Genomic DNA, 19,549 nt, shown 5'->3' with positions numbered 1-19,549 from the left:
TCAGAGCCAGCCGCTCGCGCGGAGGCGGCGGAACAGGGCGGCGCAGACGATCGCGATGACGACCAGGACCAGCGGGTACCCGAGCGTCCAGTCCAGCTCGGGCATGTGCTTGAAGTTCATCCCGTAGATCCCGGCGAACGCGGTCGGCACCGCGATGATCGCCGCCCACGCCGAGATCTTCCGCATGTCCTCGTTCTGCTGCTTGCCCATGAGCGCCAGATGCGCGGTCAGGACGCTGTTGAGTAGCTCGTTGTGCGCGTCGACCTGCCCGTCGACGCGGAGCAGGTGGTCGAGCACGTCGCGGAAGTAGTCGCGGGTGTCGCCGCACTCGCCGACCCGTCCCCGGACGATCTCCTGGAGCACCGGGACCAGGGGGTCCTGCGCGGTGCGGAACTCCAGCACCTCGCGCTTGAGGGAGTAGATGCTCTCGGTGACGTCGGTCCCGCCCGGCCGGAACACGGCCCGCTCCAGCTCGATGATGTCGATCTCGACCTCGCGGGTCACCACGCCGTAGTGGTCGACGACCTCGTCGCAGACCGCGTACAGCACCGAGGCGGGCCCGTACCGGAGCATGCCGGGGTCGTGCTCGAGCCGCGCGCGGACCGGGCCGAGCGGGTTGCCCGCGCCGTGCCGGACGGTCACCACGAAGTCGCCGCCGAGGAAGACCATGATCTCGCCGACCTCGATGTCGGACGTCTCGTCGTGGTAGTCCAGGGTCTTGAGCACGAAGAACAGGGTGTCGTCGTAGCGCTCGAGCTTGGGCCGCTGGTGCGCGGACACCGCGTCCTCGGCGGCGAGCGGGTGCAGGTCGAGCTCGTCGCGGACGAGCTCGAACTCCTCCTCGGTGGGCTCGTGCAGGCCGATCCACACGAAGCACTCGTCCTGGCTCCGGGCGGCCTCGGCGCGGGCGGCGTCGAAGGCGTCGCTGATGTCCCCGTCGATGGTGCGGCGGAGGCCCTTGGAGTAAATGGCCTTGTCGACGATCACAAGACATCATCCTGACGCATCCGGGGAGCATAGAGGACGATCCGCCGCCGTGCCCGCCGCCCGCCCGGTCTCGTAGAGTGCCTGCTGTGACGACGCTTCTGCTGGTTCGGCATGGATTGACCGCGATGACCGGGCCGATGCTGGCCGGGTGGACGCCCCGGCTGGGCCTGGACGAGCGCGGCCGGGCCCAGGTGCGCGCCCTGGCGGACCGGCTGGCCCCGCTGCCGCTGGCCGCCGTGGTGTCCAGCCCGCTGGACCGCTGCCTGGAGACCGCCGAGGCGGTCGCCGCCGGACACGCCGGGCCCGTCGGCGAGATCGAGGTGGACGACCGGTTCGGCGAGGTCCACTACGGCGACTGGACCGGCCGCCCGCTGAAGGAGCTGGCCGAGGAGCCGCTGTGGCGGGTCGTCCAGGCCCATCCGAGCGCCGCCCGCTTCCCCGGCGAGGACGGCGAGTCGCTGGCCGGCGCGCAGCACCGCGCCGTCACCGCGGTCCGTGAGTGGAACGCGCGGATCGCGGCCGAGCACGGCCCGGACGCCGCCTACCTGGTGTGCAGCCACGGCGACATCATCAAGGCCGTCGTCGCCGACGCGCTCGGGCTGCACCTGGACCAGTTCCAGCGCATCCAGGCCGAGCCCGCCTCGCTCACCGTCGTCCGCTACACCGAGCTGCGCCCGTTCGTGGTCCGGCTGAACGACACCGGCGGCGACGTCGCGGGGCTGCTGCCCGCGCCCGGGGCCGACCGTGCCGGGGGAGACGATGACGCGGCCGTCGGCGGCGGCGCGTAGGGTCGGGGCATGCCCGTCATCTCCCATGAACAGCCGGACCGGTTCGTCGCCGGCGTGGTCGGGCGGCCCGGCGACCGCGCCTTCTACCTCCAGGCCCGGTCGGGGCGCCGCATCACCAGCGTCGGCCTCGAGAAGTTCCAGGTCACCCTGCTCGCCGAGCGCCTCGAGGAACTGCTCGACGAGGTGCTGCGCCGCAGCGGCGGCAGCGCCCCGGTGCCCGCGGTCACCCCGTCGGAGCTGAAGGACGAGGGCCCGCTCGACCAGCCGGTCGAGGAGGAGTTCAAGGTCGGCACGATGGCGCTGGCCTGGGACCCCGACGACGAGCACGTGGTGATCGAGGCGCAGGAGGCCGCCGAGGGCGAGTCCGGCGACGCCGAGGTCGGCGACGACGACCCGGCGATCGCGGTGCTGCGGGTGCGGGTCACGGCCGCGCAGGCCCGCGCGTTCGCCGAGCGCGCCCTCCAGGTGGTGGCGGCCGGCCGGCCGCCGTGCCCGCTGTGCGGCCTCCCGCTCGACGCCGTGGGGCATGTGTGCCCGCGCCAGAACGGTTACCTGGGCTGAGATGGCGGTGCGCTGGATCATGGGCCGGGCGGCCGGGAGAATGAGCTCATGACGCAGTCCTCCCGGGATCGCCCCACCGCCGCCGACGTTCCCCCCGAGGCTGCCGCCCCGCCGGCCGGGACCGCCTCGCCGTACGACGTCGAGGCCGCCGAGCGGCTGCTGCTCGGCGGCCGGCTGGAGGTTGAGGGGCGGCTCGTCCAGGCGTCCAACGCCACGCTCTACTGCGCCATCGAGCACGAGGGCGTGCGCGCCGCGTGCGTGTACAAGCCGGTGGCGGGCGAGCGCCCGCTGTGGGACTTCCCCGACGGCACCCTCGCCGAGCGCGAGGTCGCCGCGTACGCGGTGTCGGACGTGATGGGCTGGCGCGTGGTCCCCCCGACGGTGCACCGCGACGGCCCGTACGGCCCCGGCATGGTCCAGCTCTGGGTGGAGCCCGACACGGGCGTCGACCTGGTCGGGCTGTCCCGCTCCGACGACGAGGCCATCCGCCGGATGGCGGTGTTCGACGCGGTGGTCAACAACGCCGACCGCAAGATCGGGCACCTGCTTCCGCCCGGCGACGGGCACGTGTACGGCTGCGACCACGGGGTGTGCTTCTCCGTCGACTACAAGCTGCGCACGGTGCTGTGGCAGTGGCGCGGCAAGCCGCTGAGCGCCGAGGCGCTCGAGGCGCTCGGCCGGGTCGACGCGGGCCTGCGCGGCGGGCCGCTGGCGGAGCGGCTGGCCGGGCTGCTCACCGCCGAGGAGGTCGAGGCCACCCGCCGCAGGGTCGAGCTGATGCTCAAGCATCGCGTCCACCCCTACCCCCCGGAGGACTGGCCGGCCATTCCCTGGCCGCCCCTGTGACCGTCCGGCCGCCCGGCCGCGCCGCCTGACGACCGGAGCACCCCCGCCGCCGCGCGATGCTCGGCGAGATGTTCCAATATGTGCCATGTGTACGGCGATTGTCAGCGTCGACCCGTCAGCCCCGGTTCCCGTCCTGCTCGCGGGCGTGCGGGACGAGTTCATCGCCCGCCCCTGGGAGCCGCCCGGCCGGCACTGGCCGGACCGCCCCGGCCTGGTCGGGGGCCGGGACCTGCGCGCCGGGGGCACCTGGCTCGCGGTCGATCCGGACGCGCCCCGCGCGTCCACCGTGCTCAACGGGCACGGCCGCCTGGCGCCGGAGGCCGGGCGCCGCTCCCGCGGCGGGCTGCCGCTCCGGGTGGCCGCCGAGGGCAAGCTCGGAGAGCTGGAGCTGCCGCGCTTCGACCCGTTCCACCTGATCGGCGCCGAGCCCGACCACGTGCGGTTGTGGAGCTGGGACGGCGAGGAACTGGCCGAGCGGGAGCTCGGCCCCGGGCTGCACATCGTGGTCAACAGCGGTCTGGAGGGCGAGCACCGGGATCCGGCCGCCCCCGAGGACGAGCACATCGCGGCCCGCCTGGAGCACTTCCGTCCTCGCTTCGAGGCCGCCGCGCGCCCCGACCCCGGCCGCGGGGACTCCCCGGCGCGGGCGTGGGACGGCTGGCTCGACCTGCTCGGCGGCGGCGGCGTGCCGCGCGCCGACCGGCGGTCGCTGCTGCCGGTCCTGGACCTCGGCGGCGGCCGGGTCTGGGGCACCACCTCGATCGGCCTCGTCGCGCTGTCGGCGGACGGCGTGCGCTACGACTTCTCCGCCGCCCCCGGGAACCCGGCCGCCTGGACCGTGATCCTCTAAACACGTCCGCCGGAGCGCGACGGGCGATGACCGCCCCGCGCGTCGGAGCCTGCCACCACCTTCTCTTGACTGTCAGTGCTAATTTGACTACCTAGGGCGATATTCGTGTGGGCCGAGACGGCCGCCACGGACGGCGCGCGGATTCGGTCATCAGGCAGACGGGGGAACGCAGATGACAGCAGGAAGACGGGGGGCGGCGGTCGGCGCGGGCTTCGGCGTGGTCGTCCTCGGGCTCGCCGCCTGCGGTGGCGGTGGCGGAGGCGGCGGGAACGGGAACGGCAACGGAGGCGGCGGCACGCTCAAGGTCGTCGGGTCGGCCGACGTCGACCACCTCGACACGTCCAGCGGCTACACCACGGTCAGCAGCGTGCTGACCCGCAACTACGCGCGGACGCTGTTCAGCTTCAAGGGGTCCGACAACTTCGACGAGTCCATCAAGGTGCGGCCGGACGTCGCGAGCGAGATCCCGTCGACCGGCAACGGCGGGCTCAGCGCGGACGGCAAGACCTACACCATCAAGCTGCGCAACGGCGTGCAGTGGAACACGAACCCGGCGCGCGAGGTGATGGCGGCCGACTTCGTCCGCGGGATCAAGCGGGTCTGCAACCCGGCCAAGCCGTCGGGCGGCAAGGCGTACTACAGCGAGACCATCGTCGGGATGGCCGCCTTCTGCAAGGGCTACGCGAAGGTGGACGCCAAGAGCGCCTCCGCACTGGCTGCGTACCAGAACGACACCGCGGTGGCCGGGCTCCAGGCCAAGGACGACAAGACCCTGATCATCAGGCTCAACCGGCCCGCCACCGACCTGACCAACATCCTCGGCATGCAGTTCGCCGCCGCGGCGCCGGCCGAGTACGACAAGTACATTCCCGACAGCCCCGACTTCCGCAAGCACACGATCTCCGACGGGCCGTACCAGATCACCTCGTACACGCCCAACAAGGAGTACATCCTCGACAAGAACCCCACCTGGCGGCAGGACACCGACGACCTGCGGGCGCAGAACCCGAACCGGATCCAGATCACCATGGGGCAGGACTCGCCGGACGTCGTCCAGCAGCAGATGGAGCAGGGCACGGCCGACCTGTCGTGGGACCAGACGGTGCCGACCTCGCGGATCCCGACCCTGAAGTCCAACTCCAACTTCAAGATCATGGACGGGTCGACCAACAACCCGTACCTGGTCTTCAACACCCTCAGCCCCAACAACGGCGGGGCGCTCGGCAAGCCCGCGGTGCGGCAGGCGATCGAGTACGCGATCGACAAGACCGCGCTGATCCAGATCTACGGCGGCCCGGACGTGAGCGAGCCGCTGAACCAGGTCATCCCGCCCCGCAGCGTCGGCCACGAGAAGTTCGACCTCTACCCGACCAGCGGCAACGGCGGCGACCCCGCCAAGTGCAAGCAGCTGCTCACCGCAGCGGGGTACGGCGGCGGGCTGACGCTGAAGTTCCCGTACCGCACCAACAGCAACCACTCGAAGATCGCGCAGTCGGTGCAGGCCAACCTGAAGTCCTGCGGCATCACCGCCAACCCGACGCCCGACACCAACGGGACCTTCTACAACACCACGCTGGTCACGCCGGCCGACGCCAAGGCCGGCAAGTGGGACATCGCCGCGCCCGGCTGGATCCCCGACTGGTACGGCAACAACGGCCGCACCAACATCGTGCCCCTGTTCGACGGACGCCAGTACGGGCCCAACTCCACCGACTACGGCGGCTACGACGATCCCCAGGTCAACGCGCTGATCGACCAGGCGCTGGCGGCCAAGGACGTGGCCGCGGCAGCCCCGCTGTGGGCCCGCGCGGACCGGCGGATCATGCAGGACGCCGCGGTGGTGCCCTTCATGAACCAGAAGTACCCGATCTTCCACTCGTCCCGGGTGAAGAACGCGCTGTACCTGCCGTCCTACCAGGCCTACGACCTCAGCCAGGTCAAGCTCTCCTAGTCGGTCGCGGCCGGCTCGGGCCGGGCGGGCTCGCGCGGCCCGCCCGGCCGGCCCGCCCATCCGGCGGCCGCCGCGGTTCCGGATCCTGACGCGAAGGGGCGTCGATGAGTCTTCTCGAGGTGACCGGCCTCCAGGTCTCCTTCAACACCGCCGACGGCGTGGTGCGCGCGGTGCGCGGCGTCTCGTTCGCCGTGGACCGGGGCCGCACCCTCGGCATCGTCGGCGAGTCCGGCTCGGGCAAGAGCGTCACCGCCCAGACCCTGATGCGGCTGACCCCGGACGCCACGATCCGCGGCACCGCGCTGTTCGAGGGGGCCGACCTGCTCACCGCGGACGGCCGGGCGATGCGCGCGATCCGCGGCGCGGAGATCGCGATGATCTTCCAGGACCCGCTGTCCAGCCTGCACCCGCTGTACAAGGTGGGCTGGCAGATCGAGGAGATGATCAGGGCGCACGAGCCGGCCGCCGGCCGGGCGCAGGCCCGCAAGCGCGCGATCGAGATGCTCGGCCTGGTCGGCATCCCGCAGCCGGCCAGCCGCGTCGACGACTACCCGCACCAGTTCTCCGGCGGGATGCGGCAGCGCGCGATGATCGCGATGGCGCTCGCGCTGAACCCCAAACTGATCATCGCGGACGAGCCGACGACCGCGCTCGACGCGACCGTCCAGGCGCAGATCCTGGACCTGATGCGGCGGCTCCAGGGCGAGTTCGACACCGCGCTCATCATGATCACCCACGATCTGGGGGTGATCGCCGACATGGCCGACGAGGTTCTGGTCATGTACGGCGGCAAGCCCGCCGAGCGGGCCGGGCGCCGCACCCTCTACTACCGCCACCACCACCCCTACACCAAGGGGCTGCTGGAGTCGGTGCCGTCCGCGGCGGGCGAGGGGGGCCGGTTGAAGCCGATCCCGGGCCAGCCGCCCAGCCTGATCAACCTGCCGACCGGGTGCGTGTTCCACCCCCGCTGCCCGTACGTGATGGACCGGTGCCGCACCGACGAGCCGCCCCTGGACCCGGTGGCCGGCGACGACCCCGCGCACCTCTCGGCCTGCTGGCTGCCGCGCACGGCCGCCGGGCGCGGCGAGGAGGCCGAGCGGATCCGCGCCGCGGCCGTCGCGGAGGGCAGGTTCGGGGCACAAGGCGCGGCCGGTGCGGAGGGCGCGGCCGGGGACGGACGGGACGGCGGCCCGCCGGGCCGCGCCGGCGGGGCGAGCGGGGACGGGGGCGGCCGGTGAGCGGGAGGGACGAGGTCCTGGTCTCGGTGGAGGGGGTCTTCAAGCACTTCCCCATCAAGCAGGGGATCGTGTTCAAGAGGGAGATCGCCCGGGTGCACGCCGTCGACGGCGTCGACCTGCGGGTGCACCGGGGCGAGACCCTCGGGATCGTGGGGGAGTCGGGCTGCGGCAAGTCCACGCTCGCCCGCTGCGTCACCGGCCTGCACCCGGTGAGCGCGGGCCGGATCCTGTTCGAGGGCACCGACATCACCCGGCTTTCCAGGGCGGGCCTCAAGGCGTTCCGCCGGGACGTCCAGATGATCTTCCAGGACCCGTACGGGTCGCTGAACCCGCGCCGCCGGGTCGGCTCGATCATCGGCGACCCGTTCGCCGTCCACGGGATCGCGAGCGGCGCCGACCGCAAGAAGCGGGTGCAGGAGCTGATGGAGCTGGTCGGGCTCAACCCCGAGCACTACAACCGGTTCCCGGCCGAGTTCTCGGGCGGGCAGCGGCAGCGCATCGGCGTCGCCCGCGCGCTGGCGCTGCGGCCGAAGCTGATCGTCTGCGACGAGCCGGTGTCGGCGCTGGACGTGTCGATCCAGGCGCAGGTGATCAACCTGCTGAACGACCTCCAGGACGAGCTCGGGCTGACCTACCTGTTCATCGCGCACGACCTGTCGGTGGTGCGGCACGTCAGCGACCGGGTGGCGGTCATGTACCTGGGCCGCGTCGCCGAGTCCGCGGACGGCGAGGACCTCTACGCCGGGCCCCGGCACCCCTACGCCGCCGCGCTGCTGTCGGCCGCGTCGGTCGCCGACCCCGACGAGGCCGAGCGCACCGAGCGGATCGTGCTGATCGGCGACGTGCCGTCCCCGATCGACCCGCCGTCCGGCTGCCGATTCCATCCGCGCTGCCCGAAGGCCGCCCCCCGGTGCGTGCGGGAGGACCCGGAGCTGGTGTCGCGGCCGGGTGACCGGGCGGACCATCTGACCGCCTGCCACTTCCCGGTGGAGCCGGGCGAGCGGCTGGCCGAGCTGCAGGCCGCCATCGCCCAGGTCTCCACCGAGCCGGACCTCCCGGAGGTCGAACAGTGAGCTACTCCGAACTGGAGGCCGAAGCCCTCCCGGTGGACACCGGGCAGGCCGGGGTCCAGGGCCGCAGCCCCTTCCAGCTGGCCTGGCGCCGCTTCCGGCGGGACCGGCTGGCGGTCGCCTCGATCGTCGTGCTGCTGCTGATCGTGCTCTTCGCGGTGCTGGCGCCGGTGTGGGAGTCCTGGACCGGCCACCCCTACGACGCCACCTTCCCCAAGACGGGCCTGAACCCCGACGGGCTGCCGGCGGGGCCCGGCGGCGACTTCTGGCTGGGCGCCGACCAACTCGGCCGGGACGTGCTGGTCCGCGCCGCCTACGGGGCGCGGATCTCGCTGGTGGTCGGGATCGGCGCGGCGGTGCTGGCCTCGCTGCTCGGCGTGGCGGTCGGCACGCTCGCCGGGTTCGTCGGCGGGGTGCTGGACACCCTGCTCGCCCGGCTGATGGACATCACGCTGGCGCTGCCGTACCTGCTGGTGGCGATCATGCTGGCCACCACCTTCCAGATCTCCTCGGTCGGCGCCAGCCTCACCATGACGATCCTGGTGATCGCGTTCTTCTCGTTCGCGGCGTTCGGCCGGATCATCCGCGGCCAGGTGATGTCGCTGAAGGAGAAGGAGTTCATCGAGGCGGCCCGCTCGCTCGGCGCGAGCCGGGTCCGGATCATGTTCGTGGACGTGCTGCCGAACCTGGTCGCCCAGGTCACGGTGCTGACCTCGCTGCTGATCCCGACCTCGATCGTGTTCGAGGCCACGCTGTCGTTCCTCGGCGTCGGGGTGCGGCTGCCGATGCCGAGCTGGGGCAGCATGCTCGGCGAGGGCAGCGACGTGTTCCAGACCGCCTGGTGGCTGCTGGCGGTGCCCGGCGTGCTCCTGCTGCTGACCACGCTGTCGTTCAACCTGCTCGGCGACGGGATCCGGGACGCCCTGGACCCCCGCAGCGACCGTGTCGTCAGGGGGAAGTGAGCCGCCATGTTGCGCTTTGTCATCCGCAGGCTGCTGTACGCGATCGTGGTGCTGTGGCTCGTGTCGACCCTGGTCTTCGTCTTCCTGAACGTCTCGCCGGTCCCGGTCGAGCGGGTCATCGGCGGGCCGCGCGCCACCACCGACACCTTGCGGCAGATCCGGCAGAACCTCGGCCTCGACCAGCCGGTGCTGCTCCAGTACTGGGACTTCATCAAGCGGCTCCTCCAGGGGAACCTCGGCGAGTCCTACATCAACGGCACCCCGGTGACCAGCCTGATCGCCGACCGGCTGCCCACCACGATGTGGCTGGTCTTCGGCGCGGGCGTCATCTGGTTCGTCGGCGGCGTCGCGACCGGCGTGCTCAGTGCGACCCGGGTGCGCAGCGTCTGGGACCGGAGCTCGACGCTGTTCGTGCTGATCGGGCTGTCCACGCCGCCGTTCGTGATGGCGCTGGTGCTGCTGTTCCTGTTCGCCACCAAGCTCAGCGAGGCGGGCGTGCACTTCTTCGAGGCCGGTCCGCCGCTCCAGGAGCACTTCTTCCGGCGGATGATCCTGCCGTGGATCGCGCTGGCGTTCCTGATGGTCGCCACCTACACCCGGCTGACCCGCGGGGCGATGCTGGACGTGCTCGGCGAGGACTACATCCGCACCGCCCGCGCCAAGGGCGTCTCCGAGCGCCGGGTCGTCTACCGGCACGGGCTCCGCTCCGCGCTGACGCCGGTGGTCACCCAGTTCGGCATCGACCTCGGGGCGCTGATCGGGTCGACCATCGTCACCGAGAAGGTCTTCGGCCTCCAGGGCGTCGGGCAGCTGGTCTACCAGTCCATCGCGCTCGGCGACACCCCGGTGATCATCGGAGTGACCCTGATGGTGACGATGTTCGTGGTGGTCGCGAACCTGATCGTGGACGTCGGCTACTCCTTCCTGGACCCCCGGGTCCGCCTTTCGTGAGGATCTGCGCGTAATGCCATGAGTAGGGCATGGATAAGCTCTTCGGTATGCGATCGTGGTCCGCTCCCGAAGTGCCCAGCCTCCCCGACACCGGCCTGCCCCGCGCGGCGGATCCGCTGCGCCTGCACGACACCGGGACGGGCGGGGTACGGCCCACCGAGCCGGGTGCGACGGCCCGGATGTACGTCTGCGGGATCACCCCCTACGACGCCACCCATCTTGGCCACGCCAACACCTATCTGGCGTTCGACCTGGTCAACCGGGTGTGGCGGGACCTCGGCCACCGGGTGCACTACGTGCAGAACGCCACCGACGTCGACGACCCCCTCTTGGAACGTGCCGAGCAGATCGGGGAGGACTGGCGCGCCCTGGCCGAGCGCGAGATCCAGCTCTTCCGCGACGACATGACCGCGCTGCGGATCCTGCCGCCCGACCAGTACGTCGGCGCGGTCGAGGCGATCCCGATGATCGTGCAGATGGTGGAGAAGCTGCGCGCCAAGGACGCCACCTACGAGGTGGACGGCGACGTCTACTTCCCGGTCGCCGCCGACCCCGGCTTCGGCGAGGTGAGCGGCCTGGACCGCGCCGCCATGGCGCCGCTGTTCGCCGAGCGCGGCGGCGACCCCGGCCGGCCCGGCAAGCGCGACCCGCTCGACGCGCTGCTCTGGATGGCGCGGCGGCCCGGCGAGCCGGGCTGGGACTCGCCGTTCGGCGTGGGCCGTCCCGGCTGGCACGTGGAGTGCTCGGCGATCTCGGTGGAGTACCTCGGGATGGCCTTCGACGTGGAGGGCGGCGGCTCGGACCTGGCCTTCCCGCACCACGAGATGGGCGCCGCGCACGCCCAGGTGGCGACGGGCGAGCGCCCGCACGCCAAGGCGTACGTGCACGCGGGCATGGTCGGGCTGGACGGCGAGAAGATGTCCAAGTCGCGGGGCAACCTGGTCTTCGTCTCCCGGCTCCGTGAGGAGGGCACCGACCCGATGGCGATCCGGCTCGCGCTGCTCGCGCGGCACTACCGGGCCGACTGGGAGTGGACCCCGGCACAGCTGGAGGCCGCCGAGGCCAGGCTGGCGCGCTGGCGGGCCGCCGCCGCGCTGCCCTCGGGCCCGCCGGCCGAGCCGGTGGCGGGCGACGTCCGGAGCGCCCTGGCGGCCGACCTGGACGCGCCGGCGGCGCTGGCGGCGGTGGACTCCTGGGCCGAGCGCGCGCTGGCCGAGGGCGGGGGGCCGGACGCGGAGGCGCCCGCCCGGATCCGCGCCGCCGCCGACGCCCTCCTCGGCGTCGCCCTCTGAGCCGCGGCTGTCCGGAGCGGGGCGGTCAGGCGGTGGCGGACCGCGCGGCGAACCTGCGCCCGCGGCGCTCGATCCGGCGGCGGGACGTCCACAGCATGAGGGGGACGCCCGCCCGCCGGAGCCGCCCGGGGACCAGGCGGTAGCCGAACGCGCCCGTCCTGAGCAGTGACCACAGGACGCGGTCCCGGCGCGGGCTCCACGGCAGGCCGTACTGCTCCCGGATCGGCTCGGGGAGCAGGCCGGTGGTGATGAAGCGGTTGAGCCACAGGGCGGGCCACAGCCAGCGCAGCTTGCGCGACCACAGCACGGCGCGGGCGACCTCGCGGCCCTCGTCGGTCACCTCCAGCGAGGCGATCATCCCGTCGGTGTAGCGGCGGAACGCGGCGATGTCGGGGGGTTGGGCGCCGGGCGGGCAGCCGAGCACGTCGGCGACGTAGCGGGCCTGGTCGATGTAGTCGGCGGCGAGGTCGCCGCTGGGGGAGCGGAGGATCCGCTCGTAGACGTACAGCGCCGCGTCGATCAGGGTGGCGTTCACCCAGACCTGGAGGTCGGGGTCGTTGCCCGAGTAGCCGGGGCCGGTGATCCGCTCGTGCATGCGCCGGATCGCGCGGCCCATCCGCTCGGCCTCCTCCTCGGTGCCGAACGCGACGATGGTGAGGAAGTCCAGGGTGCCGAACAGCCGGTCCAGGGGGCGCTTGCGCAGGTCGCTGTGGTCGGCGACGCCCTGGGCGACCTTGGGGTGGGCGACCTGGAGCAGCAGGGCCCGCCCGGCGGCCAGCATGACGGCGGGCTCGGCCGCCAGGAGCCGCAGGACGGTGCGGTCGGGGCCCGGTGCGGGTGCGGTCACGGCGGCTCCTTCGGACGGGACGGGACGGGACGAGGCGGCGGAGTAAGTGAATACTTGCTCATCGTGCCGCCCCGTACAAGCCACGCCGGCGCCACGCCGACGGGCGCCCGCGCCGGCCGCCCGCCTCCCTCTACCCCATCACACGGCATTCCCAGGTACGGCCCGACACCTGCTCGGGCGCCAAGAACGGGCGGCCTGCCGGGACGGACCCGGTCGGGAAAAGATCATATGTACCGCGGCGCACACGGGCCGTCGAGGAGCTCCAAGGAGACTCCTCGACAAAGATCACCGCAGGTCACGGCGGGTTCGCGCGGCCGTGGAAGCGGATTGGGCGCCGACGCGGGCGGGTAGGCCGTGACCATGAGCCACGAACCGGCCGCCGTGACGCCGCCGCACGCACCGCCGCCCCGCGCGCCGGTGCCCGTGCGCCCGCACGCGTCCGGCTCCGAGGACCGGCGCGGCCGTTCAGCGGCCCCGCGCCGCCGGTAGCGGCGGCGGTACCCGGTGGGGTCAGCCGGCGTCGCGGCGCCGCAGGTAGCGTTCGAACTCGCGGGCGATCGCGTCGCCGCTCGCCTCGGGCAGCTCGGTGGCGTCCTTCTGCTCCTCCAGCGTGCGCACGTAGTCGGCGACCTCGGAGTCCTCCTCGGCCAGCTCGTTCACGCCGTTCTCCCAGGCCCGCGCCTCCTCGGGCAGCTCGCCGAGCGGGATCGTCACGTCGAGGATGTCCTCCACCCGGCGCAGCAGCGCCAGCGTGGCCTTGGGCGAGGGCGGCTGCGCCACGTAGTGCGGCACCGCGGCCCACAGCGACACCGTGCTGAGGTCGGCCTGGGCGCAGGCGTCCTGGAGCACCCCGAGGATGCCCGTCGGGCCCTCGTAGCGGGTCGGCTCCAGGTGCAGGGTGTTGACCAGCCCCACTTCGGACGCGGCACCGGTGACCGGTACCGGCCGGGTGTGCGGCGCGTCGGCCAGCAGCGCCCCGAGGAGCACCACCTTGCGGACGCCCAGCTCCAGCGTCAGCCCGATCAGCTCGCGGCAGAACGACCGCCAGCGCATGTTGGGCTCGATGCCGTGCAGCAGTACCACGTCGCGGCCGTTGGGGAGGCGGGCCCAGGACACCCGGGTCGTCGGCCAGGTGATCCCGCGGCTCTCGCCGTCGATCATCTCGACGATCGGGCGGGTGACCTGGAAGTCGTAGTAGTCGTCCGGGTCGAGTTCGGCGATGGGCACCGACTCCCAGGTCGACTCCAGATGCTGGATCACCCCGCTGGCGGCCTCTCCCGCGTCGTTCCACCCCTCAAAGGCGGCCACGAGCACCGGATCGACGAGTTCCGGCACGCTCTCGAGCTCGACCACGCGCTGCCTCCTTCCGACGTCGGGTACAGCGTCACCGCGGGGGCCGTCATTCCCGGGGGTCGGGGACCCCGGCTCATGATCGGTGGCTGCCAGCCTACGTCCTGAGAGGGACCTACCCCGCCGTTCCGCCGCCGAGACCTCCGGGCCCCGGGCGGCGGGGGGCGCGGGACCACCGCGTCCGCCCGTCCCAGGGGCCCGGGTCACGATCGCGTCACCGGCGGCGCGGGGCCGCCCGCGTCACTTGCGGCCGGTCGTGTGGACGATGAGGACGTCGCACGGCGAGCGGTGCGACAGGTTGGCCGGGACCGAGCCGAGGAGCCGGCCCGCCAGGCTGTTGAGCCCGCGGTTGCCCACCACCACCAGCTCGGCGTCGCGCTCCTTGGCCAGCTTGGCGATCACGTCGACGGCGTCGCCCTCGACGGCGACCTCCTCGACGTCCTTGGCCCCGGCCGCGACCGCGCGCTCGCGGGCCGCGCGCAGGGCGTCGTCGGCGGGGGTGGACCCCTGGACCTTGTAGGCCAGGTCGCCGAGGCGGTCGGCGGCGCTCTGCCGTTCCCGCTGGGGCATCGGGCTGTAGGCGGAGGCGAGCAGCAGCGTGGCGCCGGTGGCGGCGGCAAGCTGGGCGGCCCTGTCGACCGCGCGGAACGAGGTGTCCGAGCCGTCGGTGCCGACGAGGATGGTGCGGTATGCGCTCATGCCGCTCCTTACCGGGGAGTAGGTATCGGCGGCACGCTACCGTTCCGGCGCCCCATCCGTCACTGGCCGCACAGGGCCCCGCCGGCAGCGCTCCCAGCATGCGGACCGCTCCGGAGGCACCGGCCCCGGGCGGATAAGGTGGTGCCCCATGAGCACTCCCACTCCGCAGTCCTTGCGTCAGGCCCTGAAAGACCGTGTCGTCGTGGCCGACGGGGGCATGGGGACGATGCTCCAGGACGCCGGCCCGACCATGGACGACTTCGAGGGGCTCGAGGGCTGCAACGAGGTCCTGAACGCCACCCGGCCCGACATCGTCCGATCGGTGCACGAGGCCTATCTCGACGCGGGCGTCGACTGCGTCGAGTCCAACACCTTCGGCGCGAACCTGGCCAACCTCGGCGAGTACGACATCACCGGGCGGATCCACGAGCTGTCCGAGGCGGGCGCCCGGATCGCCCGCGAGGCCGCCGACGCCTACTCCACCCCGGACCGCCCGCGCTGGGTGATCGGCTCGGTCGGCCCCGGCACCAAGCTCCCCACCCTCGGCCACGTCACCTTCGCCGAGCTGCGCGACGCCTACCAGCGCAACGCCGAGGGGCTGATCGCCGGCGGGGTCCAGGCGATTCTGGTGGAGACCTGCCAGGACCTGCTCCAGGCCAAGGCCGCGCTGATCGGCGCCAAGCGCGCGATCAGCGCCGCGGGCAGCGGGACGGTGCTGATCGGCCAGGTCACCATCGAGCAGAACGGCGCGATGCTGATGGGCTCGGAGATCGGCGCCGCGCTCACCGCGCTGGAGCCGCTCGAGCTGGACGTGATCGGCCTCAACTGCGCCACCGGGCCCGCCGAGATGAGCGAGCACCTGCGCTACCTGGCCCGGCACGCCCGGATCGGGCTGTCCTGCATGCCCAACGCCGGCCTGCCCGAGCTGAGCTCCGACGGCGCCCGCTACCCGCTGACGCCCGGCCAGCTCGCCGACGCGCACGACACCTTCACCCGCGACTTCGGGCTCTCGCTGGTCGGCGGCTGCTGCGGCACCACCCCCGAGCACCTGCGCCAGGTGGTCGAGCGGGTCCGCGGCCGTGAGGTCGCCGAGCGCCGCCCCCGCCCCGAGGCCGGGGCCGCGTCGCTGTACCAGCACGTCCCGTTCCGGCAGGACACCTCCTACCTGGCCATCGGCGAGCGCACCAACGCCAACGGCTCCAAGGCGTTCCGCGAGGCGATGCTGGAGCGGCGCTGGGACGACTGCGTGAAGATCGCCCGGGACCAGGCCCGCGACGGCGCGCACATGCTCGACGTGTGCATCGACTACGTCGGCCGCGACGGCGTCGCCGACATGAAGGAGGTGGCGTTCCGGCTCGCGACGGCCGCCACCCTGCCGATCGTGCTCGACTCCACCGAGACGCCGGTGATCCAGGCCGGGCTGGAGATGCTCGGCGGGCGCGCGGTGGTCAACTCGGTCAGCTTCGAGGACGGCGACGGGCCGGACTCCAAGCTCCACCGGCTGATGCCGATCGTCAAGGAGCACGGCGCCGCGATCGTGGTGATGTGCATCGACGAGACCGGCCAGGCCCGCACCGCGGCCACCAAGGTCGACATCGCGGTCCGGACGATCGAGGAGCTGACCGGCACCTGGGGGATGCGGGTCCAGGACATCATCGTCGACTGCCTTACGTTCACCATCGGCACCGGCCAGGAGGAGTCCCGCCGCGACGCCCTGGAGACGGTCGAGGCGATCCGCGGGCTCAAGCGCCGCCACCCCGAGGTGCAGACCACCCTCGGCCTGTCCAACGTGTCGTTCGGGCTCAACCCGGCGGCGCGGATCGTGCTGAACTCGGTGTTCCTCAACGAGTGCGCGGACGCCGGGCTCGACTCGGCGATCGTGCACGCCTCCAAGATCCTGCCGATGGCGCGGATCCCCGAGGAGCAGCGCAAGGTCGCGCTCGACATGATCTACGACCGGCGGGACGGCGACTACGACCCGCTGCTCACCTTCATGGAGCTGTTCGAGGGCGTCGACACAGCGGCGATGAAGGCCGACCGGGCCGCCGAGCTGCTGGGGCTGCCGCTGTGGGAGCGGCTCAAGCGCCGCATCGTCGACGGCGAGCTGGACGGCCTAAACGCCGACCTCGACGAGGCCATCGCCCAGCGTCCCGCGCTGGAGATCGTCAACGACGTGCTGCTGGACGGCATGAAGACCGTCGGCGAGCTGTTCGGGTCGGGGCAGATGCAGCTCCCGTTCGTGCTCCAGTCCGCCGAGGTGATGAAGACCGCGGTCGCCTACCTCGAGCCGCACATGGAGAAGGCCGAGGACGGCGGCAAGGGCCGCATCGTGCTGGCCACCGTCCGCGGCGACGTGCACGACATCGGCAAGAACCTGGTCGACATCATCCTGTCCAACAACGGCTACGAGGTCGTCAACATCGGGATCAAGCAGCCGATGTCGGCGATCCTGGAGGCCGCCGGCGAGCAGCGCGCCGATGTGATCGGGATGTCCGGGCTGCTGGTGAAGTCCACGGTGATCATGAAGGAGAACCTGGAGGAGCTCAACTCCCGCGGCCTGGCCGGCGAGTGGCCGGTGCTGCTGGGCGGCGCCGCGCTCACCCGCGCCTACGTGGAGCAGGACCTCGCCGAGCTGTTCGACGGCGAGGTCCGCTACGCCCGCGACGCCTTCGAGGGGCTGCGGCTGATGGACGCGTTCATGGCCGTCAAGCGCGGCGAGGCGGGCGCGCAGCTCCCGCCGCTGCGCGAGCGGCGGGTGAAGAAGGGCGCCACCCTCAAGGTCACCGAGCCCGAGGAGATGCCCGCCCGCTCCGACGTCGCCGTCGACAACAAGCTGCCCGCGCCGCCGTTCTTCGGCGACCGCGTCGTCAAGGGCCTGACGCTGAAGGACTACGCCTCGTTCCTGGACGAGCGGGCCACCTTCATGGGGCAGTGGGGCCTCAAGCCCGCCCGCGGAGACGGCCCCTCCTACGAGGAGCTGGTCGAGACCGAGGGGCGGCCCCGGCTGCGGATGTGGCTCGACCGTATCCAGACCGACGGCCTGATCGAGGCCGGAGTCGTCTACGGTTACTACCCGGCCGTCAGCGAGGGCGACGACCTGGTCGTGCTCAACGAGGACGGGTCCGACCGGGAGCGGTTCACCTTCCCGCGCCAGCGCCGCGACCGGCACCTGTGCCTGGCCGACTTCTTCCGCCCGCGCGACTCGGGCGAGACCGACGTGATCGCCTTCCAGCTCGTCACCGTCGGGTCCCGCATCGCCGAGGCCACCGGCGAGCTGTTCGCCAAGAACGCCTACCGCGACTACCTGGAGCTGCACGGCCTGTCGGTGCAGCTCACCGAGGCGCTGATGGAGTACTGGCACACCCGGATCCGGTCCGAGATCGGCTTCGGCGCCGAGGACTCCGAGAGCGTGGAGGACTTCTTCAAGCTCGGCTACCGCGGCGCCCGCTACTCGTTCGGCTACGCCGCCTGCCCGGACCTGGAGGACCGCACCAAGCTCGTCCGGCTCCTCAAGCCCGAGCGGATCGGGGTCACCCTGTCGGAGGAGCTGCAACTGGCCCCCGAGCAGTCGGCCGACGCGCTGGTCGTGCACCACCCGGAGGCCAAGTACTTCAACACGTGACGTAGTGTCGGGCCTTTTCGGGTTCGGGAGGATGTGGATCGTGCACGAGGAGACCGGTGGCGCGGCGGCCGGCGTGGGCCTGGCGGCCGTCCTGTTCGACATGGACGGCCTGCTGATCGATTCCGAGCGGCTGTGGCTTGAGGTCGAGACCGGCGTCATGGACTGGCTGGGCGGCTCCTGGGGCCCCGAGCAGCAGGAGCAGATGGTCGGCGGGTCCCTGGACGTGGCGGTGCGGCTGATGCTGGAGCACACCGGCGCGGACGCGGCGCCCGAGGAGGTCGCGCGGCGGATGGTGGACGGCATGGTCGAGCGGCTGTCGGCGTCGGTGCCGATGATGCCGGGCGCCAAGGAGCTGCTGGCCGAGGTGCAGGCGGCGGGCGTCCCGGCGGCGCTGGTGTCCTCCAGCTACCGGCGGCTCCTGGAGCCGGTACTGGACGCGCTCGGCCGCGAGCACTTCGTGCTGACCGTGGCGGGCGACGAGGTGGCGCGGCCCAAGCCCGACCCCGAGCCGTACCTGAAGGCGACGGCGGCGCTCGGGGTGCCGCCGGGCCGGTGCGTGGTGCTGGAGGACTCTCCGAACGGCCTGGCCGCCGCGGAGGCGGCGGGCTGCCGCACGGTCGCGGTCCCCGGGCTGCTGCCGATAAGGGAGGCGCCGGGACGCGTGGTGGTGGCGTCCCTGTGCGAGATCGACCTGGCCGGGCTGTCGGCCATGGTCGGCTGACCGCTCAAGATCATCACGCTACCCCATCGTCCCCGAACCGTTGCGCGACGTTGACCTGTGACGGGATGGTCCCGGATGCGGCCGATACCTCCGGGGTGGTCCTCAGGGGGTGGATCACGCCAGAGGAGGAGGCCCGATGCCCGACAAACCGTCCGCCGGGAGGAGCGTCAGAGGCCGCGCGGCGTGTGACGATGGAGAGAGCAGCACTGTTCGGATTGAGGGGCGGGCATGAGCGACGCAGTCATTTTCGCGATCAGCCTGGGGGTCACCCTGGTCGGCCTGGTCGCCAGCTATGGAGCCTATCGCGCCAGGGGCGCGGGGGCGGGGCTGCGCGGCGCCGCCTGGTCGTTGGTGCCGGTCGCGGCGGCGATGACCGGGGTGACCGAGTTCTTCGTCGACCTGGCGTTCAGTCCGGTCAAGTGGGCCGGCGTGGCCGTCACGGGCCTGGCCGTGCTGCTCTACCTGACCTCCGGCGCGATGCTGAGCCGCCGGAAGGCGGCGGTCGCGGAGGGCGGGGCGGCGAAGGCGCCCAAGGCCGCCCGGCGGTCGGGCGGCGGGTCCAGGGGCGAGGTCGAGCGGGCGGCGCCGAAGCCGGCCGGCGACCCGGAGCTCGCCGAGATCGAGAAGATCCTGCGCGACCGCGGGATCCAGTAGCCGGTTCGCGCCGGGGCACTCCCCGGTGAGAACGATCACTTTCGGCCGGGCCGCGGGCCGGGGCGTCCCCAGCAGCGCTGGGGGCCTCCCGGCCCGTTCTATCTGTGTCCGGCGGCGCTGACCTGCGGACGATCGATCTCAGATCGGACTCGGTACGGTA

At 72.5% G+C, this 19,549-nt stretch carries 17 protein-coding genes; 13 read left to right on the top strand and 4 right to left on the bottom strand.

Annotated features, from left to right (window positions below):
• Complete coding sequence (locus tag QP090_RS33250) at positions 1-987, bottom strand: magnesium and cobalt transport protein CorA (RefSeq protein ID WP_285943631.1); 987 nt, start codon at positions 985-987, stop codon at positions 1-3.
• An 86-nt stretch (positions 988-1,073) separates the two neighbouring features.
• On the opposite strand from QP090_RS33250, the gene QP090_RS33245 reads away from it, so the two are divergent.
• The 10 genes from QP090_RS33245 to mshC all read left to right on the top strand — a co-directional run bounded on the left by QP090_RS33245 (position 1,074) and on the right by mshC (position 11,496).
• Positions 1,074-1,775, top strand: coding sequence for a histidine phosphatase family protein (locus tag QP090_RS33245; protein WP_285943630.1), 702 nt, complete (start codon positions 1,074-1,076; stop codon positions 1,773-1,775).
• A gap of 9 nt (positions 1,776-1,784) precedes the next feature.
• Positions 1,785-2,336: a DUF3090 domain-containing protein gene (locus QP090_RS33240; protein WP_285943629.1), complete on the top strand. Its 552-nt coding sequence runs from the start codon at positions 1,785-1,787 to the stop codon at positions 2,334-2,336.
• Between the two features lie 48 nt (positions 2,337-2,384).
• Positions 2,385-3,182 (top strand): SCO1664 family protein, encoded by a 798-nt coding sequence (locus QP090_RS33235; protein WP_285943628.1) that lies wholly within the window; start codon positions 2,385-2,387, stop codon positions 3,180-3,182.
• 85 nt (positions 3,183-3,267) lie between these two features.
• Positions 3,268-4,032 (top strand): NRDE family protein, encoded by a 765-nt coding sequence (locus QP090_RS33230; RefSeq protein WP_285943627.1) that lies wholly within the window; start codon positions 3,268-3,270, stop codon positions 4,030-4,032.
• Positions 4,033-4,204: 172 nt separating this feature from the next.
• Positions 4,205-5,983 (top strand): ABC transporter substrate-binding protein, encoded by a 1,779-nt coding sequence (locus QP090_RS33225; RefSeq protein WP_285943626.1) that lies wholly within the window; start codon positions 4,205-4,207, stop codon positions 5,981-5,983.
• A gap of 104 nt (positions 5,984-6,087) precedes the next feature.
• Positions 6,088-7,221, top strand: a complete 1,134-nt coding sequence (locus QP090_RS33220; protein ID WP_285943625.1) for an ABC transporter ATP-binding protein — start codon at positions 6,088-6,090, stop codon at positions 7,219-7,221.
• A complete protein-coding gene (locus QP090_RS33215) occupies positions 7,218-8,294 on the top strand; it encodes an ABC transporter ATP-binding protein (RefSeq protein ID WP_285943624.1) in 1,077 nt (358 codons plus the stop codon). The genes QP090_RS33220 and QP090_RS33215 overlap by 4 nt, the downstream gene beginning before the upstream one ends.
• Positions 8,291-9,253, top strand: coding sequence for an ABC transporter permease (locus QP090_RS33210; RefSeq protein ID WP_285943623.1), 963 nt, complete (start codon positions 8,291-8,293; stop codon positions 9,251-9,253). Before QP090_RS33215 ends, QP090_RS33210 begins: the two co-directional genes overlap by 4 nt.
• A gap of 6 nt (positions 9,254-9,259) precedes the next feature.
• Positions 9,260-10,204, top strand: coding sequence for an ABC transporter permease (locus QP090_RS33205; RefSeq protein WP_285943622.1), 945 nt, complete (start codon positions 9,260-9,262; stop codon positions 10,202-10,204).
• Positions 10,205-10,251: 47 nt separating this feature from the next.
• Positions 10,252-11,496, top strand: a complete 1,245-nt coding sequence (gene mshC / locus QP090_RS33200) for a cysteine--1-D-myo-inosityl 2-amino-2-deoxy-alpha-D-glucopyranoside ligase (protein WP_285943621.1) — start codon at positions 10,252-10,254, stop codon at positions 11,494-11,496.
• Between the two features lie 25 nt (positions 11,497-11,521).
• Here mshC and QP090_RS33195 read toward each other — a convergent pair whose 3' ends face one another.
• The 3 genes from QP090_RS33195 to QP090_RS33185 all read right to left on the bottom strand — a co-directional run bounded on the left by QP090_RS33195 (position 11,522) and on the right by QP090_RS33185 (position 14,392).
• Positions 11,522-12,343: an oxygenase MpaB family protein gene (locus QP090_RS33195; RefSeq protein WP_285943620.1), complete on the bottom strand. Its 822-nt coding sequence runs from the start codon at positions 12,341-12,343 to the stop codon at positions 11,522-11,524.
• 510 nt (positions 12,344-12,853) lie between these two features.
• On the bottom strand, positions 12,854-13,696 hold the full coding sequence (locus QP090_RS33190; RefSeq protein ID WP_285943619.1) for a PAC2 family protein: 843 nt from the start codon (positions 13,694-13,696) through the stop codon (positions 12,854-12,856).
• Between the two features lie 237 nt (positions 13,697-13,933).
• Positions 13,934-14,392 carry a universal stress protein gene (locus tag QP090_RS33185; protein ID WP_285943618.1) on the bottom strand — a complete coding sequence of 153 codons (459 nt, stop codon included), beginning with the start codon at positions 14,390-14,392 and terminating at the stop codon, positions 13,934-13,936.
• A 148-nt stretch (positions 14,393-14,540) separates the two neighbouring features.
• On the opposite strand from QP090_RS33185, the gene metH reads away from it, so the two are divergent.
• The 3 genes from metH to QP090_RS33170 all read left to right on the top strand — a co-directional run bounded on the left by metH (position 14,541) and on the right by QP090_RS33170 (position 19,389).
• Entirely contained in the window at positions 14,541-18,014 is a 3,474-nt protein-coding gene (gene metH, locus QP090_RS33180) for a methionine synthase (protein WP_285943617.1), read from the top strand.
• 40 nt (positions 18,015-18,054) lie between these two features.
• Positions 18,055-18,735 carry an HAD family hydrolase gene (locus tag QP090_RS33175; RefSeq protein ID WP_285943616.1) on the top strand — a complete coding sequence of 227 codons (681 nt, stop codon included), beginning with the start codon at positions 18,055-18,057 and terminating at the stop codon, positions 18,733-18,735.
• Between the two features lie 228 nt (positions 18,736-18,963).
• Entirely contained in the window at positions 18,964-19,389 is a 426-nt protein-coding gene (locus QP090_RS33170; RefSeq protein WP_285943615.1) for a hypothetical protein, read from the top strand.
• Positions 19,390-19,549 lie beyond the last annotated feature (160 nt).

Origin of the sequence: Actinomadura xylanilytica (genome assembly GCF_030283145.1) — a bacterium.
In the GTDB taxonomy this organism is placed as follows: Bacteria; Actinomycetota; Actinomycetes; order Streptosporangiales; family Streptosporangiaceae; genus Spirillospora; species Spirillospora xylanilytica.
This window is presented reverse-complemented; position numbering and strand designations above follow the sequence as displayed.